We start from the raw sequence: 22,172 nt of genomic DNA, 5'->3' as shown, positions 1-22,172 counted from the left end.
GCCCAACGCGGGGCAAGCCCGCTCGCCACAGGATGCCCGCTAGGCATACCAAGCCCGCTCCCCACAGATGGTTATGCATGGGCGGCTTCCAATTGGATCCGGCCGCTGGAGCAGGCGGCGACGCCGTTGCGGTAGGCGAAATACAGCTTGCCGCGTTCCTGGTCGAAGCGCAGGTGCAGTTCGATACGGTCGCCAGGGCGTACCAGTTGCTGGAACTTGAGCACTTCCATGCCGGCAAAGGTCGCGGGCAGGTCGAGCAGTTGTTGGCCGAGGTTGAACGCCCATTCCACTTGGACCACGCCGGGCAGTACAGGCGTGACCGGGAAGTGGCCGCTGAAGTAGGCCAGGTCCGGCGGGACGCTCAGTTGCAAGGTCCATTCGCCATCGACTTCGACTTGCTCCAGCACGTGCGGCGCCTTGGGCCGGGGCGCCAGCAGCAACGCGGCCACATCGGCCTGGGGCAGTTTGCCTTGGGCATTCAGCGGCAGTTGGTGCAGTAGACGCCAGCGGCGCGGCAGCGCCAGGGCTTCGCAATGCTGGCTCAAATGGTGGCGCAAGGTCTGGGTGACGGTACGTCGGCCCTGGTTGCGCAGGGCATGCAGGCCGTCGGCACTGAGCACCACCAGCGCGCCGAGTGAGGCGCGGTTTTCCTGCACCACGCCCAGGCGCGTTTCGGCGACCCATGGGTGGATCATCAGCGCTTGCTCCAACATGGGCAGAGAGATGCGTTTTTCTTCCAGCTTGACGATACGGTCCAGGCGCCCGAGCAGCTCGAAGCGACCATCGGCATGGATGCGCGCCGCGTCAGCGGTTTGTTCTATATGCCCGACGGGCAAGTAAGGCGAGGCGATGCGCAGTGCACCGTCGGCGTCCTGGCTCAGGTGTATATCGGCGAACGGCTGCCAGGGTTGCGCGCCCTGGCGCCAGGCGATACCGCCGGTTTCCGAGCTGCCGAGAATCTCTGTCGGCCATTGCTGCAAGCGCTCGTAAAGACTGCTGGCCGCCTCGATGGGCAAGGCACCGCCCGACGAGAACACCCGCGATACCTGGCTCAGCGCCGGCCAATCGAGGTTGTCGCCCATGCGCTTGAGCAGTGCCGGGCTGGCGACCCAGGCGAATTGCGGGTGTTCGCGGCTGGCGCGTTGCATGTCTTCCGGAAACGCCAGCTGGCGGCGCACAAAGGTGCGACCGGCGCACAGCGGCCACAGCACGCGGAACAGCAAACCGTAGATGTGCTGGGTGGCGACGCTGCCGATGATGCAGGCGTCTTTAAGGTCTGCCCCCCACAGGGCTTCCAGGGCCTGGACCTCATTGGCCAGTTGGCGCAGGGTCTTGTCGATGCGCTTGGGTTCGCCGCTGGAGCCGGAGGTGCACAGGCTCAGTTGGCAGGTGTCCAGGTCGAGGGCCGCAGGGCTCAAGGGCGCTTGATACAACGCGTCCAGGTCTGCCGCTTCAGTCAGCCAGGCGTCGACAACCTCGTCCCAGCGCTGGCGGGTCTGGGGTTGCAGGTCGGCGGGCAGCAGTACGCTGACCCCCGCGCGCCAGGCGCCCAGCAGGGCAATCGCCAACACCCCGGCATCTTCAAGGTGCACGGCCAGGCGTTGAATACCTCGGGCTTGCAGCCCGGCCGCAAGGCGCAGGGACTGCTCCCACAGCTGGGCATGATTCATCGCAGGTTCGGTGGTCACCAAACGCTGTTCCAGCGGCTCGAGCAACAGGTGCTCAAGATTCAACCCATTCATACGCGGCCTCGAACCCTTTGTCGTACCAGCCATTCCACGGCAAACAACAGCCCCATCAGCCCGTAGGCGATCAAGCCGTTGTACAACGTCCACCAGCTCAGCGGCGCCCATAGGGTGAGGGCGGCGGCGAGCAGGCCATTACACAGAAAAAACACGCACCACACCACGGTAACCTGGCGCGTATACACAATCGCGTTTGGCGGCAGTACCGGGTCGGTCATGCGTGCAAGGCGCTCGACCATCGGCGGGCCGTATTTCAGGCTCAGGCCGAACAGCGCCAACATGAACGCACTGACCAGGCTCGGGTACCAGCGCAACAGGTGCGGGTTATCGAACCAGGCCAGGGCCAGGCAAAACACGATCACCGCCCACGCCATCCAGCGACTGCCGGGGCGGCGGGCACCGGTAAACGCGCGCAGCAGCCACAGGCTGCCCAGCAGCAACCCGAACTGCCACGGTGCAAAGTGCTCTGTGCCGTAATACACCGCAAAGGGGTACAGCAGCCCCGCCAACAACAGGCCAAGGCCGATCAGCCGGCTCATGCGGCCGGCTGGACCAGACGGTACACCGCCTCAACCACGTCGTTGACGGTGCGCACGGCCTTGAACTCTTCGGCGGCGATCTTCTTGCCGGTCTGGCGCTTGATATGGTCGATCAGGTCCACAGCATCGATGCTGTCGATTTCGAGGTCCTGGTACAGGTTGGCGTCGAGGGTGACGCGTTCAGGTTCCAGCTCAAACAGTTCCACCAAGGCATCGCGCAGGGTGTTGAAAATATCGTCACGAGTTTGCATGGTCCGGTCTCAAGCTGCCTGTCTGGCCGTGACGAACGCCGCAAGGCTGGCCACGTTGGTGAAGTGATTACGGGTGTCCTTGGCGTCGGCATCGATCTTGATGCCGTACGTTTTCTGGATCGCCAGGCCCAATTCCAGGGCGTCTACCGAATCCAGGCCCAGGCCTTCGCCGAACAGGGTTTGGTCGCTACCGATGTCGTCGGCGCTGATGTCTTCCAGGCCCAGGGCCTCGATGATCAGCATCTTTATGTCGTGCTCAAGGCGTTGTTGGTCGCTCATCTTCGGCGAGCTCCTTAATGAAATAGTGGTGCAGGTAATCGTTGAGCTTGCGTGAGGCCTGGGGCGCGGGCCCCAGTGTTGCGAACGCCTGTGGTTCTATATCGGCACCCACGCGCAAACTGAAGTGAAAACGGCATTTGGGGATGCGATACCAGGGTTCGGCCTTGGTCAGGGTGGTGGGGCTGACCTTGATCACCACCGGGGTGATGATTGTCGCACCGCGCAGCGCAATGGCGGCGGCCCCGCGATGAAAGGCGGGCGCCACGCCGGGGGTGGTACGGGTGCCTTCGGGAAAGATGATCAGTGTCTGGCCGTTGCGCAGGGCGTCGGCGGCGGCGTCGAGCATGTCTGCGCTGCCGTCGTTGCTTATATAGCCCGCGTCGCGCACCGGGCCACGGGTGAACGGGTTTTGAAACAGGCTCTGCTTGATCACGCAATTGGTCTGGCGCATCAGGCCGATCAGGAAGACCACGTCGATCAGCGACGGGTGGTTGGCGATGATCATCTGGCCCGGCTGGCCGAGCCTTTCGGCGCCCTCGACGCTGTAGGTCAGCACCCCGGCGCGTTGCATCAGGCGGATAAAGAACCAGAACAGCTTGCTGATGGTATGGCGGGCGCGGCGCTGGTGTTTTTCGACGTTGCCCGGCAGGCAACTGAGCAAGGGAAACACCAGCAGGCGCAGGCACAACCCGCCGACGCCAAACAGGAAAAAGCTGGCAGCTGTGGCGAACAGGCGCCAGTAGTAGGCATCCCGTGGCTTATCGTTCACGACTTGCGTTGCCAGTTCCATACACGGTTCTTCCAGGCATGTTGGCAGGCGCCCTGTTCGGTAAGCAGGGTGCGCAGCAGGTTCAGGGCGTGGGGCCACTGGGTTTGAGTGGGTTGGACAGTGCCGGCGCTGAGTTCCAGTTGCCACTCGTCGCCTGGTGTCAGCAGCAGGCCGAGGGCGTAGGGGAAGGGCACGTCAACGATCCAACTGGCGTAGGCTTCGGGCGGCTGTTCTTCGGTGATCACCAGCAATACCGCCGCAGCGCCTTCGTTGAGCAGCGCAGCGGCTTCAAGCATGCCGTGTTCCAGGCCATCGCCGACGGCGGCGAGGGCGGTCATTTCGCTGGTTTCATTGCGCAGGATCGACCACAGGCCAATCACCGCGTTATGCACCGACAGGCTGAATTGGGTCGGTGACAGCGGCTGGTCGTTGGCCAGGTCGCTGAGGATGTCCAGGGTGCGCGGGGTTTCGCCATGCCGGGAAATAAACACCAGCGGCAGGTCTTGCAGGCCCTCGGCCAACGGCCAGCCCACGCTGAATGCCATGCGTGCCAGGCGACTGAGGCGGCGGCGCTGCATGGCCGGCAGGAACGACACGTCGGGGGAAGCATCGCTGGCGGGCAGCAACACCGGGGCCTGGCACCAGGCGTGCCAGTCGTCCGTGCTTTCCAGGCCAGGAGCCCAGGCACGCCATTGGGCGATGTTGAAGTTGATCACTGAGAAGTTATCCCGCCCCTGCGGGCTTCCATGTGCGGCTTTTGGCCCCGAATACCGGGACAGGGAGCAATCGCCGAATGGCGCGCATTATCCCGGTGCCGTGGGGTTCTAGCAAACTTTGGTAAAGAATTGTGCACGGCGTATTACAAATAAGTTGGGAAGAATTACAGATTGTCCTTCATCGGGGAGTCAGTTGGATCGTCGGACACTTCCTTTTCACTTGTGAGTGACGTGTGACAGACCGGCTGTAATGCAGCAATGCATCGATGAACGAGGTAGCTAACAGGCGCTTTTGCCCTCTACACTCGGACATTCATTGATACACGGAGGTTTTTCCATGCGGCGCGTGGTGTTCAATCAAAAAGGCGGTGTTGGTAAATCCAGCATTGCCTGCAACCTGGCGGCGGTCAGCGCCAGTGAAGGCTATCGAACCCTGTTGGTGGACCTCGATGCACAGGCCAACTCAACCCAATACCTTACCGGGCTGACTGGCGACGATATCCCCATGGGGATCGCGGACTTTTTCAAGCAAACCCTGTCTTCCGGGCCGTTTTCGAAGAAAAACAAAGTCGATATCTACGAAACACCCTTCGACAACCTGCACGTCATCACCGCAACCGCCGAGTTGGCCGATCTGCAACCCAAGCTGGAGGCCAAGCACAAGATCAATAAGCTGCGAAAGCTACTCGATGAGTTGAGCGAAGATTACGACCGGATCTACCTGGATACCCCGCCAGCCCTGAACTTTTATGCGGTTTCGGCGCTGATTGCCGCTGATCGTGTGCTGATCCCCTTCGATTGCGACAGCTTCTCGCGCCAGGCTCTGTACGGGCTACTGGCTGAAATCGAAGAATTGAAGGAAGACCACAACGAAGGCCTGGAAGTGGAAGGCATCGTGGTCAACCAGTTCCAGGCGCGGGCGAGCCTGCCGCAGCAGATGCTCGATGAGTTGATTGCCGAAGGCTTGCCGGTGCTGCCGGTGTACCTGGCCAGCTCGGTGCGCATGCGCGAATCGCACCAGGAAAACAAGCCGCTGATCCACCTGGACCCACGGCACAAGCTCACTCTGCAATTTGTGGAGCTGCATAACCTGCTGGAAAATGCCTGACCTGTGGGAGCGGGCTTGCCCCCTCCCACATTTGAATTGCATTGTCCTCAAAGTCCGGTTACACCCCCTGGCTACGCAACCAGCTCATCAACTGCGGCAACGGAAACGCCCCGCTCTGGCGCGCCACTTCGCGGCCGTTCTTGAACAGAATCAAACTGGGGATCGAACGAATCCCCAGTTGCGCCGACAGCTGCTGATTGGCCTCGCTGTCCAGCTTGGCCAGCCTGCACTTGCCCTCCAACTGCCCGGCCGCCTGTTCAAACACCGGCGCAAACGACTTGCACGGCCCACACCAATCGGCCCACACGTCGACCAATAACGGCAAATCGCCCTTGATCTGGCTGGCGTAGTCGCCTTGTTTCAGCTCGAAAGGCTTGCTCAGTAGAACCGGTTGTTTGCAGCGCCCGCACTTGGGCGTATCACCCAAGCGTTCGCCGGGGATGCGGTTGAGGCCGTTGCAATGGGGGCAGGGGATAACGAGAGGGTCGGACATGGTGGGCTCCGTGGATGTGGCCAATGCACCCTATCTGGAGTCAGGTATCAGCTTTATCAAGCTCGGGGGCGACGACGCATGGGCTAACAGATTCGCAAATGTCGATTGGCGCATGCCTATCTAGGCTGGAAGTACTTGTTCGAAATAGCACCATCGGTCCGTTCGACGCCATAGCAAATTGCGATAGTCGGCGTTCGGGTTTAACCTTCATAGCAATATGCGATAGGGATGTTGCATGCGTGTAATCAGTGCGAAACAAATCCGAAATGCCAAGTTGAAGTGGCCTCATTCAGCCAGCGCTTTGGGTGAGTGGTATCGGAAAGTCAAAGTTCTCAATCTTGAGGACTTCGCGGCGTTGAAATCGATTTTTCCTACCGTGGATAAAGTGGGGGCGTTACACGTCTTCAACATCGGTGGTAACAAGCTATGACTCATTGCGATTGTGCGCTACCGAATGCAGCGGCTCTATATTCGACATGTGCTGGACCATCGGGAATACGACAAGGGTAAATGGAAGGAGTGACTGAAAATGAGTGTGCTGATTGAGCAGGTGGCCGAGCATTGGCAATTCGTATCACCGCTGCTGCGCAAGCCCAAAACCGAGGCTGACTACGATGTGCTGGTGGAGGCGCTCGACGAATTACTGGATATCGTAGGGGACGACGAAGCCCATCCGTTGATGGGCGTGGTCGATATCATCGGTGACTGGGTCGAGGCTTATGACCTGGAGCATTGGCCAATGCCTGAAACGAGCGGTGTCGACGTATTGCGATCAATGATGCAGGAGCATGGCCTGACTCAGAGTGATTTGCCGGGTGTTGGTGCTCAATCGGTGGTATCGGAAATCCTCAGTGGAAAACGCCAGCTGAACGTGCGACAGATTCGTTGGCTGGCGGATTTTTTCAAGGTGCCGGTCGACCTGTTCATCTAATCGCGAGCATGGCGTGTATCACGACGAACAACTGATCTCCAAGTGCTTGCCCCAATCCGGCGGTCGTTGGGCATATTGCTCCATCCCCGCCTGCTCCTCGAACGGTTTGGAAAGCACCTCATGCAACCGCCGCACTTCGCTGTAATCGCCTGATTCGGCGGCAGCGATAGCGTTCTGTGCGAGGTAGTTACGCAGGATGTACAGCGGGTTCACTGCGTGCATCCGTTCACGGCGCTGTTCCTCGCTGTAATCCCCATCCCGCTCAACACGAGCCTTGTACAGTTCTGCCCAGGCATCAAACCCGGCGAGGTCGACAAAATCATCGCGTAGCTTCGCCACCGCCAGCGCCGCCGATTCATCCCCAAGGCGCCGGAAGAACAGCGTGTAATCCACGCCGCTGTTCTGCATCAGCTTCAGCAAGCGCTCCACCAGCTTCTGGTCGTCGTCTTCGGCAGTGGTCAGCCCCAAACGGCGACGCATCAAATCCAGGTAGTGCGCCTGGTAAAGCGGCAGGTACAGGCCAAGGGCTTCCTTCAAGGCATCGACGCTGATAAACGGCGTGAGCGCCTGGGCCAATGCGCTGAGGTTCCATTGCCCGATCGGCACCTGGTTGCTGAAGGAGTAACGCCCCTCATGGTCCGAGTGGTTGCAGATGAAGTGCGCATCAAAGTCGTCGAGAAACGCAAACGGCCCGAAGTCGAAGGTGATGCCGAGGATCGACATGTTGTCGGTGTTCATCACCCCGTGGCAGAAACCATAGGCCTGCCATTTGGCGATCATCTCGGCATTGCGTTCGACGATTTCGCGGAACATCGCCAGGTACGGCTCGGGCTGTTCACGGCACTCAGGGTAGTGCAGGTTCAGCACGTGTTCGGCCAACTCGGCCTGCTGTTCGGGCTTCTTGGTGTAGTAGAAATATTCGAAATGACCAAAACGGACATGGCTGGGCGCCAGGCGCAGCACCATCGCCCCACGTTCCTGCTTCTCACGCCAGACCGGGGTGCTGGAGCCGATCACGCACAGCGCACGGCTGCTGGGGATGCCCAATGCATGCAGCGCTTCGGAGGCCAGAAACTCGCGGATCGATGAGCGCAACACCGCGCGGCCATCGCCCATGCGTGAGTAGGGCGTCATCCCCGCGCCTTTCAGGTGCAGGTCCCAATGTTCGCCGGCCGCGTTGTACACCTCGCCCAGCAGCAACCCTCGGCCATCGCCCAGTTGTGGGCTGTAGCCGCCAAACTGATGCCCGGAATAGACCATCGCTCGTGGTTCGGCCTCGGCCCACAGTTTGTGGCCGCTGAACAGCTCGGCGAATACCGGCGTGTCGGCCACTGCCGGGTCGAGGTCGAGCAGGGCCATGGCGGCATTGCTCGCCACGACAAGGCGTGGTTCGTCGAGGGGGTCAGGCAATACGTGGGTCGAGAACGCGTCGCCCAGGCGTGCGAAGCGGTTGTCGAAGGTCAGTTCGTCGAGGGCTTTCACCGGCCATCTCCAGCAGAATGTCCGAGCATTCTGCTGGGGATAGGGCATTTAGTCGAGTTTGCTCGGCGGTGGCTCGGGTGCATCCGCCACTTTGCCGGCTGGCGGCTCCGGCACATCTTGCGCCTCGGCCGGCCCGACGATGGTGCGCTTCTCGTCTTCCACCGGCACCAGCTTGTATTCCTGGCCGTGGAGGTTTTTGAGGTACACCTCCATCTGTCGGAACGAGATGTTGATGTGGTGGTTCTTGAACTCGCGGTTGATAAAGCGGTTCACTTCGTCGATTACCGGGTTGCGGTCGCCCAGGTCACGCACATGCATGCGCAGTTCGTGGTCGAGGGTGCTTTCGCCGAAGTTGAGGAAGTACACGTGGGGTTCCGGCTCCTTCAACACCCTTGGGTTTTCGCGCGCGGCCTTGAGTAACAATTCCTTCACCAGGTCCAGGTCGGAGCCGTAGTCCACGCCCAGCTTGAGGGTGACGCGGGTAATGGTGTCGGTCAGCGACCAGTTGATCAGTTGCCCGGTAATAAACGTCTTGTTCGGGACAATGATGTCCTTGCGGTCGAAGTCGGTAATGGTGGTGGCGCGGATGCGGATCTTGCTCACCGTGCCCGACAGGTTACCGATGGTGATGGTGTCGCCGATGCGCACCGGGCGCTCGAACAGGATCATGATGCCGGAGATGAAGTTCGCGAAGATCTCCTGCATGCCGAAGCCCAAGCCCACCGACAGCGCGGCGACCAGCCATTGCAACTTGTCCCAGCTCACACCGAGGGTGGACAGCGTGGACACGAAGCCCACGCCAGCGATCACGTAAGACAGCAATGTGGTGGTGGCATAGGCGCTGCCCTGGGCCAGGTCGAGCTTGGACAGTACGAGTACTTCCAGCAAACCTGGCAGGTTACGCGCCAGTGCGAAGGTGATACCGATGATGATCAGCGCGCCGAGCAAGTCGCCGATGCTGATCGGCACCATGCTGATATTGGCACCGGTGCCGCTGGTGTATTCGTACAGGGTGACGTTATCCAGGTACGAAAACACCGAGATCAGGTCCGACCACACCCAGTACAGCGCGGCGATAAAGCCGCCGAGCAGGGCCAGGCGAATCAGGCGCATGGACTGTTCGTTGACCTGTTCGATGTCCAGGGTCGGCTCTTCGATCACGACTTCGCCTTCGCCGGCTTCCTTGGCCGCCTGGCGTTTGGCCAAGGCGCGGGAATAGGCCAGGCGCCGTGCGGCAACGCCGAGGCCGCGGACGAAGGTCGCTTCGATCACCAGCCAGAACATCAGCAGGTACAGGGTGTTGATCAGCCGGTCGCTGAGCTTGAGGGCGGTGTAGTAGTAGCCAAAGCACACGGCAATGAACAGGGCGATCGGCAGCGCGGTGAACACCAGGCCCACGGCTTTGCGGAACAGCGAGGCTTTTTCGTGGGTCGGGCTGTGCAGCAGCAGGCGGCCCAGCAGCCAGGCCATCAGGGCGTAGCAGGTCAGCACGACGCCGATGCCCAGCACGTCGTCGGCCAGCGCTGCCGGTTGATGCTCGGCAATCGCCACCACGGCCACCAGGGCCAATACCACCAGCCCGAGCTTGCGCACCCAGCCCTGGAGGAATTCGACCTGGGGTTTTTCCCAGCGGAAGTGCAGCTCGGCCACGCCACCCGGCGCAAGAATTCGGTAGGCGGTGTAGAACACCAGCCAGGCCTGGGCCAGTTGCAGCAGGGCGGAACCCAGGTTGGCGTTTTGCCCGCGCGCGTCGATCTGCAGCGCGTAGCCGCACAACGCCAGTCCCAACGACACCGGCATGGCCAGCAGGATATTGATCAAGATGGCTTGCGGCGTGTGCCACTGGCTGTCGCGCTTGAAGTGGCCGATGTCCAGGTGGACCTTGTTCAGGCGTTGGTACAGGGCTTTGCGTCGCCACAGCAGCGCGCCGATCAACAGCAGCAATGGCAGAAACAGCAACGGGCGCTGGGTCAGGCCGTCGTACAACTCGCTGACGCTGGAGGCCCAGGGCAGGGTGGTGACTTGCTTGCTCAGGTGCGCCGGCACGGTTTCCAGCCACTCAGTGTCCAGCGGCTTGTTACTGGGGATCCAGAACATCTGCTCATCGAGCGTCGCGCGCAGGGTGGTAGCGGTGCTGAGCAGTTGTTTCTGGTTCAGTTGCAGGGTGATGGATTCGTTGAGCAGCGCGCTCAACTCACGGCTCAGGCGCTCCAGCAGGTCGCTGCGGGTAATCGCCAGTTCCAGCAGGGTGCGGCGCAGTTGCGGGGTGACGTCGGCTGGCGGCTGGTTGGCCAGCAGGTTGTCCACATAAGTGCTGGGAGAGCTGATCAGCTCGCGCTGTTGGTTGACCTCAAACTGGTACAGGCGAATGTTGGCGATGTCGTCCGCCAGGTCGCGGTCCACGGTCAGACGCGGCAGGGCTTGTTTCTGCTTATACAGAATCTTCGACAGCAGCAGGCTGCCCTTGAGCACGTTGATCTGCTCGTCCAGGGCCGAATCGCTCTGGGTCACGGTGTCCAGTTGCTGCTTGGTCTGCAGGTTCTTTTGGGTCAGGTCGTTGAGGCGGTCGGTGCTCTTGAGCAGGTAGTCGGAGAGCTTCAGGTTGGCCGCGCTTTCCGTGGCCAGCAGGCTGCTGCCGCCGGCCTTTTGCGCTTCGATGGACTGCTGGGTAACGGTCTGCTGGGACTGGGCCAGGCGCTTCTGGTTGATCAGGGTTTGCAGGTCCTGGATCTCTTGCTCCAGGCGCGCGGTCTTTTCCACCACCAGGTCGTGTTGGCTGTTGCCCAGGTCTTGCAGTTGGCTGTTGCCAGCCAGTTCCTGGCGGCGCAGGGGGATCAGCGCATTGAGCGCCGCGAGTTCTGCATTCAGTTGGTTGCGCTGGTCGCCGCTGAGGGCCTTGCCATTGTCCTTGCCGGCCTTGAGGGTGGCATTGATCTGCTGGATGCGCGTCTGGCTGCTGCTGATTTCGGTCTGGGCGCGCTCGGGGCGAGTCTGGGCCGCGATGGTCAGGCTGTTGGCGTCGGCCAGTTCCTTTTGCAGGTCGCCTTGCTGGGTGGTGCGCTGCACCAGCAATTGTTCAAGCTGCGGTACCGGCAGCGAGGCGTAGCGTTGGGCGACCGGGACGACCTTGGTGGCCTTGAGCCGGGTCAGCTCGCGCTGATTGTCCGTGGTCTGGCGCGGGGCGTCTTCGAGCTGGCGCTTGAGATCGACCAGGCGCTGCTCGTAATCCTGCTTGTTGCCCAGGTAGGTCAGGGTCTGCTGCAGGACCGACTGCAGCGCCTTCATGTCGGCGTCGGGCAGTTTGCGATCCGGCAGCTTGTCCAGGGTTTGCTGGATGGCGTCGGCGCTGGGCGGTTCGGCAGCATGTACGCTGCCGACACAAAGGGTCAGGCCCAGCAGGGCAGTGGCGAGAAAAGTGCGCAGGGTAGGCATAGAGACCGATCGAGCAAGGTGAAGAATCGGGAGCGTGTTATCGCTCCGCAGTTTAGAGGAAGAGTCCGGGGCCCGGGCGACTTCCTTCGGGGAATCTGACGCCCACTTTGCCGATCTTGTTCCCGTCCATGACCGCGACGGTCCAGATGGTGTTGTTCCACTCCACCTGGTCGCCCACCACCGGCGCGCCGCCGACTTTCTGGGTGATGAAGCGGCTCAGCGGCATATCCGGGTCGATCCCTTCGAGCTTGAGGCCATACAGCGCCGAAACCGCGCCCAGTTGGGCGTCGCCTTCGAGTACGAAGTCGCCGAAGAAGCGCAAATCCAGGCCGCGTTGCGGGGCCTGGCTGAACAGTTTGCCCAGGGCCGGCAGGTTGTGTTCGTGGCCGATCACGCAGAGCAGATCGCCGACTTCCAGCACCGTACTACCCGACGGATGGAGCAGTTGCTGGCCACGGAACAGGGCGGCGATGCGCGTGCCTTCGGGCATTTTCAGCTCGCGCAGGGCCGCGCCGATGCACCATTTTTCTGCGCCGAGGCGATAGACGAACAGCTCCCACTCGCTGGTGACGTGCACTTCCAGGGCGGCGCGGGAGATCGGCGCCGGGTCCGGCGGGACGGTCACTTTGAGCAGCTTGGCCACCCACGGCAGGCTTGTGCCCTGTACCAGCAGCGACACCAGCACGATAAAGAACGCCAGGTTGAAGTACAGCTGCGCATGGGGCAGGCCGGCCATCAGCGGGAACACCGCCAGGATGATCGGTACCGCGCCGCGCAGGCCGACCCAGGCGATAAAGGCCTTTTCGCGACCGTGGAACGCTTTGAACGGCAGCAAGCCGACTATCACCGACAGCGGCCGCGCGAACAGGATCATCCACAGCGCCAGGCCCAGGGCCGGCAGGGCAATCGGCAGCAAGTCATGGGGCGTGACCAGCAGGCCCAGTACCAAAAACATGCCGATCTGTGCCAGCCAGGCCATGCCGTCGAGCATATGCAAAATGCCATGACGGCTACGCACCGGGCGGTTGCCGATCACCAGGCCGCACAGGTACACGGCGAGGAAGCCGCTGCCGTGCAGGGCGTTGGTCACGGCGAACACGAACAGGCCGCCGGCGATCACCAGGATCGGGTACAGGCCGGTGGCCAGATTGATGCGGTTGACCATTTGCAGCATCAGCCAGCCGCCGCCAAGGCCGACGAGGCCACCGATGCCGAACTCGCGCACCAGATGGGTCAGCAGGCTCCAGTGCAGGCCGGTCTGGCCGCTGGCGAGCATGTCGATCAGGGTGACGGTGAGGAACACCGCCATCGGGTCGTTGCTGCCGGATTCGATCTCAAGGCTGGCGGTAACCCGTTCGTTCAGGCCCTTGCCGCCCAGCAGCGAGAACACCGCTGCGGCGTCGGTGGAGCCGACAATCGCGCCGATCAGCAAGCCTTGAATAATATTCAGGTTGAACAGCCAGGCCGCCGCCATGCCCGTGAGGCCGGTGGTAATCAACACCCCCACCGTGGCCAGCGACAACGCCGGCCAGAGTGCCACGCGGAAACTCGCCACCCGTGTGCGCAAACCGCCGTCGAGCAGGATCACCGCCAGCGCGAGGTTGCCCACCAGGTAGGCGGTCGGGTAGTTATCGAAGATGATGCCGCCGCCGTCGACGCCGGCGATCATGCCCACGGCGAGGATGATCACCAGGATCGGGATGCCCAGGCGCGAGGACAGAGAACTCACCAGAATGCTCGCACTCACCAGCAACGCGCCGATCAAGAACAGGCTGTTGATGGTCGTCGCATTCAAAGGCAGTACTCCATGAGCAAAATAAGGCGAGGCGCAAACTGACCATGCAGTCTGCGTGCCAGGGATTCTAACCTGTTGAATTGCTGTGCTGTCAAAAAGCTTTTTCTGATTCACGCATAACTAAATGTGGGAGGGGCAAGCCCTAATGCCGTTCAGTTAAGCGAAAGTGATTCACTGTAGGAGCGAGCTTGCTCGCGAAGAACTCAGGGCCACCGCGCTTATCGAGAATGAATGCGTTGTCTGGGCGTTTTTCGCGAGCAAGCTCGCTCCTACAAAAAGCGTTAACTGACCGGCATTAGGGCTAGAGGCGGAAGCGGCCAACCATCCCATTCAAATCCACCGCCAGGCGCGACAGCTCATTGCTCGCCGCACTGGTCTGGCTGGCGCCGGTGGCCGACTGCACCGACAGGTCACGGATATTCACCAAGTTGCGGTCCACTTCCCGTGCCACCTGCGCCTGTTCTTCCGCCGCGCTGGCGATCACCAGGTTGCGCTCGTTGATCTCCACAATCGCCGTGTTGATGGTGTCCAGCGACATCCCTGCGCCTTTGGCGATATTCAACGTCGACTCCGCGCGTTCGGTGCTGTTGCGCATCGAGTCCACCGCGTGTTCGGTGCCGGCCTGGATACTGCCGATCATCCGCTCGATCTCGCTGGTGGACTGCTGGGTACGATGGGCCAGTGCCCGCACTTCATCGGCCACCACTGCAAATCCACGCCCGGCTTCACCGGCGCGCGCGGCTTCAATCGCCGCGTTCAGGGCCAGCAGGTTGGTCTGGTCGGCCAGGCCGCGAATCACGTCGAGTACTTTGCCGATATCGCGTGACTCATTGGCCAGTTCGCCAATCAGCGTGGCAGTGGCCTGCACGTCGCCACTCATGCGTTCGATGGCGCTGACAGTCTCTTGCACCAGGTCGCGGCCGTCGCCAGCAGAAGTGGTGGCGTTGCGCGAAGCTTCGGAGGTGCTCACTGCATTGCGTGCGACTTCTTCGACGGCGCTGGTCATCTCGTTAACGGCCGTGGCCGCTTGTTCGATTTCGTTGTTTTGCCGGGTCAGGCCGCGGGCGCTTTCGTCGGTGACGGCGTTCAGCTCTTCAGCCGCGGAGGCCAGTTGAGTGGCGGAGCCGGCGATGTGTTGCAGGGTGTCGCGCAGCTTGTCCTGCATCTTGGCCATGGCCGCCAGCAGGCGCCCGGCTTCGTCGTTGCCGTCGACCTTGATCGGCCGCGTGAGGTTGCCTTCGGCGACTTCTTCCGCCGCTTCGAGCGCTTGGGAAATCGGCAGGGTGATGCTGCGGGTCAGCAGCCAGGCGAACAGCAGGGTCAGCAGTGTAGCGATCACCAACAGGCCTACGACCAGGTTGAACGCCGAGTTGTATTGGTCTTCGGCCTCCTGGTTAGTGGCCAGGGCCATCTTGTTATTGAGGTCCAGCAGGCGCGTCAGCACGGCGTTGACCTGCTCGGAATTGCTCAGCAACTCGCTGTTGAGCAGGCTGCGCAACTGGTCCACCTGATTGGCGCGTGACAGGCTCTTCATGCGCTCTTCGATCTGGTGGTACTGGTCGAGCAAGCGTACGTATTCGTTATAGGTGCTGCGTTCTTCGCTGCTTTCAATCAGTTTTTCGTAGACACCCTGGGCGGTACGGATTTGCTGGTTACGCAGTTCGAAGGCTTCCAGGGTCTTTTGCTGCACGTCCGGCTCGCGGTTGGTCAGCAAGCGGTACGACAGCACCCGCAGGCGCAGGGTCAGTTGGGTGAAATCGTCCAGGGCGCGAATGCTCGGCACGCTGGACAGGGTGATGTCTTGGGTAGCGCCACGGATCTTGCTCATCTGGTTCAGGGCGAATACGCCGAGAAACAACATCAACGCGCCAATAAACGCGAAGCCGAGGAAGGCCCTCGGAGCAATATTCATATTACGAAGTGACATGCGGGAATCCTGGGGGAAGCGCGATCCTTGCGGCCATGAGACGGGGTGCCCCTCTCTATCGGGCGCACGGTTAAAGTCTGAAGGGCCTGTGCGTTTTTGCCGCATCTGACGAGGGGTTGCGCCGATTCAGGAACCAGATGGGGGAAATGCAGTCACTAAGGCTCGAAAGTGTGGCCCGGCCCTTAAAAAACGGGCTGCGCGCCGGGGATAACCCTGGCATCCGAGGTGAATTTTCTTTATCGTCACCGCCCTTTGAAAAAGCCCGAGAAATCAAAATGTTAGAAGCATCTCTCAGTCAGTTGGAACAACTGGTCAGTGACCTCGTACAGCAGAATCAAGACCTGCTGGGCGCCAATGCATCCCTCAAGGCCGAACTGGCCACCGCCAAGGATGAGAACGACAGCCTGCAACTGAGCCTGATGGAACAGGAAGAAAAGCACGGTGCCACGGCGGCACGTATCCAGGCGTTGGTTGAGCGTGTGAGCGTAGGGCCCGTCAGCGCATGAATGAAGGGATAAAGGTCGTTTCGATTCTCGGAGAGGATTACTCGATCAAGGCGCCGGCCGGGGAAGATAAAACCTTGATGCACGCCGTGACGATGCTCAAGGCCTCCCTGGCCACCACCAAGAAAAAGTACCCGACCCTGATCGGTGACAAATTACTGGTACTGGCGGCGCTGAACCTGTGCGCCGAGCACATCGAAATGCAGCAGGCCCATCAGCAGGAACTCGACCGTTACCAAGAGCAAGTCAGCGCCACGGTCGAGGTGATTTCCAAGGCGATCCAGTCTTAGAACCACTCATCCTGCATCCCCAGGCACGTATCATCCCGTGCCTCCAGAATCGCCAGTTCATGATGGCAGCCCGGCACTTCCCAGGTCAGGAAATACCGGGCGGCCTGGAGCTTGCCTTTATAGAAGGCGACATCCGCCGCATTCCCCTTGGCCAAGCCTTCTTCGGCGCGAATCGCCTGTTCCAGCCAGCGCCAGCCAATCACCGTATGCCCAAATACCTTCAGGTACAGCGCCGAGTTCGCCAGGCTGCTGTTGACCTTGCCCTGGGCGAGATCTGTCAGCAGGCCGAGGGTCACGCTTTGCAGGCGGGTGACCAGGTGTTCCAGCGGCTCTCTTAACGCCGTCAGGCCTGGATATGCCTGCGCCCGCGAGCCCGTATCGGCGATCAGTCGGATCAGTTGCTTCAGCCCCGCGCCGCCGTTCTGCGCCAATTTGCGCCCCAGCAAGTCCAGGGACTGGATGCCATGGGTGCCCTCGTGGATCGGGTTCAGGCGGTTGTCGCGGTAGTACTGTTCCACCGGGTATTCGCGGGTATAGCCATGGCCGCCGAGGATCTGGATCGCCAGTTCATTGGCCTTGAGGCAGAACTCCGACGGCCAGGATTTGACGATGGGCGTGAGCAGGTCCAGCAGTTCGTGGGCCTGTTTACGCTCGGTCTCGGTTTCCAGTGTCGTGGTGTCATCGAACAGGCGCGCGGCGTACAGACCCAGGTCGAAGGCGCCTTCCACATAGGCCTTCTGGGTCAGCAGCATGCGCTTGATATCGGCGTGCTGAATGATCGAAACGGGTGCGGTGCTTGGGTCTTTGCTGTCGGGCAGGCGGCCTTGCGGGCGTTCGCGGGCGTACTCCAGGGAATACAGATAGCCGGCGTAGCCGAGCATCACCGCGCCCATGCCGACCCCGATGCGCGCCTCGTTCATCATCTGGAACATGCAGCTCAGGCCCTGGTGCGGCTTGCCCACCAGATAGCCGACGCAGTTGCCGTTATCGCCGAAATTCAGTGCTGTGGATGTGGTGCCACGCCAGCCCATCTTGTGAAATAGCCCGGCCAGCAGGACATCGTTACGTTCGCCCAGGCTGCCATCTCCGTTGACCAGGAATTTTGGCACGATAAACAGCGAAATGCCCTTCACCCCGGCCGGCGCGTCCGGCAGTTTGGCCAGCACCATGTGCACGATGTTTTCCGACAGCGGGTGGTCGCCGCCGGAGATGAAGATCTTGTTGCCCTTGAGTCGATAACTGCCGTCAGTCGCTGGCTCCGCGCGCGTACGAATATCCGACAGCGATGAGCCGGCATGGGGCTCGGTCAGGGCCATGGTGCCGAAGAAGCGGCCCTCGATCATGGGCTGCAGGAAGCGTTGTTTTTGCTCCTCTGTGCCGAAGCTTTCGATCAGGTTGGCGGCGCCCATGGTCAGGAACGGGTAGGACGTCGAGGCCGCGTTGGCGGATTGGAAGTGTGCGAAGCAGGCTTGGGACAGCAGGGTCGGCAACTGCATGCCGCCGGCTTCGAAGCTGCGGGCCGCATTGAGGAAGCCGGCTTCAAGGAACGCATCCACCGCCGGTTTGACTTCCGGAATCAGGATGGCTGCGCCGTTTTCGTAGCGCGGTTCGTTTTCGTCGTTCTTACGGTTGTGGGGGGCGAAGTGCTTTTCGGCGATGCTGCGCGCCGTGCTGATCGCGGCATCGAACGTTTCGCGATTGTGCTCGGCAAACCGCTCGCGCTGGGTCAGGCCCTCGGCATCGAGGACTTCGTACAGCTCGAAAGCCAGATTGCGGGAACTGAGCAGCGTCTCGGACATGGCGGCTTACCTTTGGAGGAATTGGCCTGAGTCTAAGTGCGCGAATTAAGGGTGAACAGCAAGATTGATCTAAGTGATGGAGTGGCAAAACACAGATGATCATTTGAAGTGCGATCAAATGTGGGAGGGGGCAAGCCCCCTCCCACATTCAGTTAGCCGATGGTCATCAGGCTGGCGTTACCGCCCGCTGCAGCGGTGTTAACGCTCAACGCACGCTCAATCACCAGGCGCTCCAAGGCAATTGTGGTCTCGCCTTGCGACAAACCATGCACCCCGACAATCGCCCCACCACGTTGCGCCACTTGCTGGCACACCGCACGCAGTTGGTCGGAATCGCCGTGGTGCAGGACGGCGTCAAACACCACCTCGTCCTTGGTCCAGTCGGCCACGCGCTTGATCTTCGCCTGAATTTCCTTCGGCAGGCGTGAGAACAACGCCTTGGTCAGGTCAGTTTCCGGCCATACCGCTGAGCCACCCACCGCCAGCACTGCCGCCAGTTGCGTCAACAGATCGCCTTCCACTTCCGCCAGGCACAGCACGTGCTCGCGGGGCAGGATGGCGTAGCTGTTGCGCTCGCCGGTCGGGCCAGCCAACTGACGAGTGATACCGCTTTGGGATTGCGCGGCGAACTGGCTGCACAGCGCACTCAGCTCGCTGAACTTATTGCTGTCGGCCCAGGTTTTCAGGGCGGTCAGCGGTTGGCTCATGGCGTCGCGCAGACGTACATCCGGTGCCGCCAGCTTGTCGCCGCGTACGAAGGATTGTTCGATCGCATCGGTAGGGCGGGTCGAGAGCAGGCGGTACAGGTACAACGGACCACCGGCTTTCGGGCCGGTGCCCGACAGGCCTTCGCCGCCGAAAGGCTGTACGCCGACCACGGCACCGACGATGTTACGGTTCACGTAGACGTTACCGGCATTGACGTTGTCGATCACCTTGGCGATGGTCTCGTCGATACGGGTGTGCACGCCCAGGGTCAAGCCATAGCCGGAGGCGTTGATCTGGCCGATGAGCTGGTCGATCTCCTTGCGCTTGTAGCGCACCACGTGCAGCACCGGCCCGAAAATCTCACGTTGCAGTTCGTCGAAGCTTTCCAGCTCGATCAAGGTTGGCATCACGAAGGTGCCGCGCTTGATTTCTTCACCGTCGGCAATCGCCACCTGATACACATTGCGGCCTTTGTCGCGCATGGCCTGGATGTGTTTCTCGATGCCGGCCTTGGCTTCGGCGTCGATCACCGGGCCGATGTCCACCGACAGGCGCTCCGGGTTGCCCAGGCGGCATTCAGCCATGGCGCCCTTGAGCATTTCGATCACACGGTCTGCGGAATCTTCCTGCAGGCACAACACGCGCAGGGCCGAGCAGCGTTGGCCGGCGCTGTCGAAGGCCGAGGACACCACGTCGATGACCACTTGTTCGGTGAGTGCCGAGGAGTCGACGATCATTGCGTTCTGGCCGCCGGTTTCGGCGATCAGCGGGATCGGACGGCCCTGGGCATCCAGGCGACCAGCGACGTTGCGTTGCAGCAGGCGCGCGACTTCGGTGGAGCCAGTGAACATCACGCCCTTGACGCGATCATCACCCACCAGGCGGGCACCGACGCTTTCGCCCTGGCCCGGCAGCAATTGCAGCACGCCTTCCGGAATACCGGCTTCGAGCAGGATGCGCACGGCTTGTGCAGCCACCAGCGGGGTTTGTTCAGCAGGCTTGGCCAGGACCGGGTTGCCGGCGGCCAGTGCGGCAGCCACTTGCCCACTGAAAATCGCCAGCGGGAAGTTCCACGGACTGATGCACACCACTGGGCCCAATGGGCGATGGGCGTCATTGGTGAAGTCGTTGCGGGCCTGCACCGCGTAGTAGCGCAGGAAGTCCACGGCCTCACGCACTTCGGCGATAGCGTTGGCGAAGGTCTTGCCGGCTTCACGAGCCAGCAGGCCCATCAGCGGCTGGATCTCGCCTTCCATCAGGTCTGCGGCACGTTCCAGGATCGCGGCCCGCTCGGCGGGCGGGGTGGCCTGCCAGATCGGACCGGCGCTGATGGCGCACTGGATCGCGTTGTCGACGTCTTCGACGGTGGCTTCTTGCACGTGACCGACCACGTCACGCAGGTCGGACGGGTTCAATACCGGTGCCGCCGCTTGATCGCTGGCGGCGCAACCGAGCATCGGCGCGGCCTTCCAGTTGTTGTGCGCGGTGGCCAGCAGGGCGCAGGACAGCGACGCCAGGCGGTGTTCGTTGGCCAGGTCGATACCCGCCGAGTTGGCGCGGTCGCTGCCGTACAGGTCACGCGGCAGTGGGATACGCGGGTGCGGCAGGCCGAAGCCGCCTTCCAGCGTCGCCATCTGCTCGATGCTGGCCACTGGGTCGGCCACCAGCTCCTGGATCGAGATGGACTGGTCGGCGATGCGGTTGACGAACGAAGTGTTGGCGCCGTTTTCCAGCAGGCGACGCACCAGGTACGCCAGCAGTGTTTCGTGAGTGCCGACCGGTGCGTACACGCGGCATGGACGGTTGAGCTTGCCTTCGGAAACCTTGCCTACTACCTGCTCGTACAGCGGTTCACCCATGCCGTGCAGGCATTGGAACTCGTACTGGCCGGGGTAATAGTTCTGACCGGCGATATGGTAAATCGCCGACAGGGTATGGGCGTTGTGCGTAGCGAACTGCGGGTAGATGACTTCCGGTACCGACAGCAGCTTGCGTGCACAGGCAATGTAGGAAACGTCGGTGTACACCTTGCGGGTGTACACCGGGTAGCCTTCCAGGCCTTCGACCTGGGCGCGCTTGATCTCGCTGTCCCAGTACGCGCCTTTTACCAGGCGGATCATCAGGCGATGACGGCTGCGGCGTGCCAGGTCGATGACGTAGTCGATCACATACGGGCAACGCTTCTGGTAAGCCTGGATCACGAAGCCAATGCCGTTCCAGCCGGTCAGCTGCGGTTCAAAGCACAGGCGTTCGAGCAGATCCAGCGACAGCTCCAGGCGGTCGGCTTCCTCGGCGTCGATGTTCAGGCCGATGTCGTATTGCTTGGCCAGCAGGGTCAGGGACAGCAGGCGCGGGTACAGCTCATCCATCACGCGCTCGTACTGCGCACGGCTGTAACGCGGGTGCAGTGCCGAGAGCTTGATGGAGATGCCCGGGCCTTCATAAATCCCACGGCCGTGGGAGGCTTTGCCGATGGAGTGAATGGCTTGTTCGTACGAGGCCAGGTATTTCTGCGCGTCGTGTTCGGTGAGTGCGGCTTCACCGAGCATGTCGTAGGAATAGCGGAAACCCTTGGCTTCGAATTTGCTCGCGTTGGCCAGGGCTTCAGCGATGGTTTCGCCGGTCACGAACTGCTCGCCCATCAGGCGCATGGCCATGTCGACGCCCTTGCGGATCATCGGCTCGCCGCTTTTGCCGATGATGCGGCTCAGGGACGAGGTGAGGCCGGCTTCGTTATGGGTGGCGACCAGTTTGCCGGTCAGCAGCAGGCCCCAGGTGGCGGCGTTGACGAACAGCGAAGGGCTGTTGCCCAGGTGCGGATGCCAGTTGCCGGTGCTGATCTTGTCGCGGATCAGTGCGTCGCGGGTGCCTTTGTCCGGGATCCGCAGCAGCGCTTCGGCCAGGCACATCAGGGCCACGCCTTCCTGGGACGACAGCGAGAATTCCTGCAGCAGGCCCTGAACAATGCCCGCACGGCCGCCAGCACTCTTCTGATTGCGCAGTTTTTCGGCAATCGAAGCGGCGAGCTTGTTGGTGGCTTCGGCCATTTGCACCGGCAGGCGGGCCTGCTCGATCAGCATCGGCACCACTTCCGGCTCAGGGCGACGGTAAGCGGCGGTGATCGACGCGCGCAGTACGGATTGCGGCAGGATGCTCTCGGCGAACTCCAGGAAGCACTGGTGGGCGTGGTCGGTGTGGACTTCGCCGGCGTCTTCAGCGTCCTTGTTGCTCAAGCCATTGAGCTCGGTCAGGGTTGCACCACCCTCCAGTTTCTCCAGGTAATTGAAAATCGCCTGCTTGATCAGCCAGTGTGGCGTGCGATCAATGGAGGTCGCGGCCGCCTTCAGGCGTTCGCGGGTCGGGTCGTCGAGTTTGACCCCAAGGGTGGTCGTAGCCATTTTCTTA

17 protein-coding genes and 1 pseudogene are annotated in these 22,172 nt (G+C 61.6%); 5 read left to right on the top strand and 13 right to left on the bottom strand.

Annotated features, from left to right (window positions below):
* Window positions 1-71: 71 nt before the first annotated feature.
* From J1G35_RS11570 to J1G35_RS11545, 6 genes are read right to left on the bottom strand one after another with little or no spacing between them, the layout of a single operon-like run.
* A complete protein-coding gene (locus J1G35_RS11570) occupies window positions 72-1,742 on the bottom strand; it encodes an acyl-CoA synthetase family protein (protein ID WP_223015024.1) in 1,671 nt (556 codons plus the stop codon).
* Entirely contained in the window at window positions 1,739-2,284 is a 546-nt protein-coding gene (locus J1G35_RS11565) for a hypothetical protein (protein ID WP_223015023.1), read from the bottom strand. The genes J1G35_RS11570 and J1G35_RS11565 overlap by 4 nt, the downstream gene beginning before the upstream one ends.
* The gene (locus J1G35_RS11560; protein ID WP_003209389.1) at window positions 2,281-2,535 is read right to left on the bottom strand and encodes an acyl carrier protein; all 255 of its coding nucleotides are present in this window, start codon (window positions 2,533-2,535) and stop codon (window positions 2,281-2,283) included. The genes J1G35_RS11565 and J1G35_RS11560 overlap by 4 nt, the downstream gene beginning before the upstream one ends.
* Before the next feature lie 9 nt (window positions 2,536-2,544).
* Window positions 2,545-2,814 carry a phosphopantetheine-binding protein gene (locus tag J1G35_RS11555; RefSeq protein WP_053139205.1) on the bottom strand — a complete coding sequence of 90 codons (270 nt, stop codon included), beginning with the start codon at window positions 2,812-2,814 and terminating at the stop codon, window positions 2,545-2,547.
* On the bottom strand, window positions 2,792-3,604 hold the full coding sequence (locus tag J1G35_RS11550) for a lysophospholipid acyltransferase family protein (RefSeq protein WP_223015022.1): 813 nt from the start codon (window positions 3,602-3,604) through the stop codon (window positions 2,792-2,794). Before J1G35_RS11550 ends, J1G35_RS11555 begins: the two co-directional genes overlap by 23 nt.
* Window positions 3,580-4,299, bottom strand: coding sequence for a beta-ketoacyl synthase chain length factor (locus J1G35_RS11545; protein WP_053139208.1), 720 nt, complete (start codon window positions 4,297-4,299; stop codon window positions 3,580-3,582). The genes J1G35_RS11550 and J1G35_RS11545 overlap by 25 nt, the downstream gene beginning before the upstream one ends.
* Window positions 4,300-4,636: 337 nt before the next feature.
* Here J1G35_RS11545 and J1G35_RS11540 point away from each other — a divergent pair, with 337 nt between their 5' ends.
* Entirely contained in the window at window positions 4,637-5,407 is a 771-nt protein-coding gene (locus J1G35_RS11540; RefSeq protein ID WP_053139210.1) for a ParA family protein, read from the top strand.
* Window positions 5,408-5,465: 58 nt separating this feature from the next.
* On the opposite strand, the gene trxC is transcribed toward J1G35_RS11540, so the two are convergent.
* Complete coding sequence (trxC, locus tag J1G35_RS11535; protein ID WP_065925687.1) at window positions 5,466-5,900, bottom strand: thioredoxin TrxC; 435 nt, start codon at window positions 5,898-5,900, stop codon at window positions 5,466-5,468.
* Window positions 5,901-6,135: 235 nt separating this feature from the next.
* Here trxC and J1G35_RS11530 point away from each other — a divergent pair.
* Together J1G35_RS11530 and J1G35_RS11525 are read left to right on the top strand one after the other, a co-directional pair.
* A pseudogene (locus tag J1G35_RS11530) lies at window positions 6,136-6,423 on the top strand (type II toxin-antitoxin system HigB family toxin).
* A 6-nt stretch (window positions 6,424-6,429) separates the two neighbouring features.
* Complete coding sequence (locus J1G35_RS11525) at window positions 6,430-6,831, top strand: transcriptional regulator (protein ID WP_223015021.1); 402 nt, start codon at window positions 6,430-6,432, stop codon at window positions 6,829-6,831.
* Between the two features lie 18 nt (window positions 6,832-6,849).
* On the opposite strand, the gene selO is transcribed toward J1G35_RS11525, so the two are convergent.
* From selO to J1G35_RS11505, 4 genes are all read right to left on the bottom strand, one after another.
* Entirely contained in the window at window positions 6,850-8,313 is a 1,464-nt protein-coding gene (gene selO, locus J1G35_RS11520; RefSeq protein WP_223015020.1) for a protein adenylyltransferase SelO, read from the bottom strand.
* Window positions 8,314-8,361: 48 nt separating this feature from the next.
* Complete coding sequence (gene mscK, locus J1G35_RS11515) at window positions 8,362-11,745, bottom strand: mechanosensitive channel MscK (protein WP_223015019.1); 3,384 nt, start codon at window positions 11,743-11,745, stop codon at window positions 8,362-8,364.
* A gap of 52 nt (window positions 11,746-11,797) precedes the next feature.
* Window positions 11,798-13,540, bottom strand: a complete 1,743-nt coding sequence (locus J1G35_RS11510) for a potassium/proton antiporter (protein ID WP_053139220.1) — start codon at window positions 13,538-13,540, stop codon at window positions 11,798-11,800.
* 301 nt (window positions 13,541-13,841) lie between these two features.
* Window positions 13,842-15,467 carry a methyl-accepting chemotaxis protein gene (locus J1G35_RS11505; RefSeq protein ID WP_223015018.1) on the bottom strand — a complete coding sequence of 542 codons (1,626 nt, stop codon included), beginning with the start codon at window positions 15,465-15,467 and terminating at the stop codon, window positions 13,842-13,844.
* 275 nt (window positions 15,468-15,742) lie between these two features.
* On the opposite strand from J1G35_RS11505, the gene J1G35_RS11500 reads away from it, so the two are divergent.
* Window positions 15,743-15,973: a hypothetical protein gene (locus J1G35_RS11500; RefSeq protein WP_053139224.1), complete on the top strand. Its 231-nt coding sequence runs from the start codon at window positions 15,743-15,745 to the stop codon at window positions 15,971-15,973.
* The gene (locus tag J1G35_RS11495) at window positions 15,970-16,260 is read left to right on the top strand and encodes a cell division protein ZapA (protein ID WP_053139227.1); all 291 of its coding nucleotides are present in this window, start codon (window positions 15,970-15,972) and stop codon (window positions 16,258-16,260) included. The genes J1G35_RS11500 and J1G35_RS11495 overlap by 4 nt, the downstream gene beginning before the upstream one ends.
* Here the strand turns inward: J1G35_RS11495 and J1G35_RS11490 are convergent.
* A complete protein-coding gene (locus J1G35_RS11490) occupies window positions 16,257-18,059 on the bottom strand; it encodes an acyl-CoA dehydrogenase (RefSeq protein ID WP_223015017.1) in 1,803 nt (600 codons plus the stop codon). The genes J1G35_RS11495 and J1G35_RS11490 overlap by 4 nt on opposite strands.
* A gap of 152 nt (window positions 18,060-18,211) precedes the next feature.
* Window positions 18,212-22,165, bottom strand: coding sequence for a trifunctional transcriptional regulator/proline dehydrogenase/L-glutamate gamma-semialdehyde dehydrogenase (gene putA, locus J1G35_RS11485; protein ID WP_223015016.1), 3,954 nt, complete (start codon window positions 22,163-22,165; stop codon window positions 18,212-18,214).
* Window positions 22,166-22,172 lie beyond the last annotated feature (7 nt).

It is taken from the genome of Pseudomonas sp. SH10-3B (genome assembly GCF_019891415.1).
Classification (GTDB): domain Bacteria; phylum Pseudomonadota; class Gammaproteobacteria; order Pseudomonadales; family Pseudomonadaceae; genus Aquipseudomonas.
Note: the sequence above shows the minus strand (reverse complement) of the source record. Positions and strands in the feature narration are given on the sequence as shown.

Bases quoted from the DNA above. Each gene is read 5' to 3' on its own strand.
- J1G35_RS11570 (WP_223015024.1), bottom strand. From the start codon at position 1,742: ATGAATGGGTTGAATCTTGAGCACCTGTTGCTCGAGCCGCTGGAACAG.
- J1G35_RS11525 (WP_223015021.1), top strand. From the start codon at position 6,430: ATGAGTGTGCTGATTGAGCAGGTGGCCGAGCATTGGCAATTCGTATCA.
- J1G35_RS11560 (WP_003209389.1), bottom strand. From the start codon at position 2,535: ATGCAAACTCGTGACGATATTTTCAACACCCTGCGCGATGCCTTGGTG.
- mscK (WP_223015019.1), bottom strand. From the start codon at position 11,745: ATGCCTACCCTGCGCACTTTTCTCGCCACTGCCCTGCTGGGCCTGACC.
- J1G35_RS11495 (WP_053139227.1), top strand. From the start codon at position 15,970: ATGAATGAAGGGATAAAGGTCGTTTCGATTCTCGGAGAGGATTACTCG.
- putA (WP_223015016.1), bottom strand. From the start codon at position 22,165: ATGGCTACGACCACCCTTGGGGTCAAACTCGACGACCCGACCCGCGAA.
- J1G35_RS11550 (WP_223015022.1), bottom strand. From the start codon at position 3,604: ATGGAACTGGCAACGCAAGTCGTGAACGATAAGCCACGGGATGCCTAC.
- J1G35_RS11555 (WP_053139205.1), bottom strand. From the start codon at position 2,814: ATGAGCGACCAACAACGCCTTGAGCACGACATAAAGATGCTGATCATC.
- J1G35_RS11540 (WP_053139210.1), top strand. From the start codon at position 4,637: ATGCGGCGCGTGGTGTTCAATCAAAAAGGCGGTGTTGGTAAATCCAGC.
- J1G35_RS11490 (WP_223015017.1), bottom strand. From the start codon at position 18,059: ATGTCCGAGACGCTGCTCAGTTCCCGCAATCTGGCTTTCGAGCTGTAC.
- J1G35_RS11565 (WP_223015023.1), bottom strand. From the start codon at position 2,284: ATGAGCCGGCTGATCGGCCTTGGCCTGTTGTTGGCGGGGCTGCTGTAC.
- J1G35_RS11500 (WP_053139224.1), top strand. From the start codon at position 15,743: ATGTTAGAAGCATCTCTCAGTCAGTTGGAACAACTGGTCAGTGACCTC.
- trxC (WP_065925687.1), bottom strand. From the start codon at position 5,900: ATGTCCGACCCTCTCGTTATCCCCTGCCCCCATTGCAACGGCCTCAAC.
- J1G35_RS11505 (WP_223015018.1), bottom strand. From the start codon at position 15,467: ATGTCACTTCGTAATATGAATATTGCTCCGAGGGCCTTCCTCGGCTTC.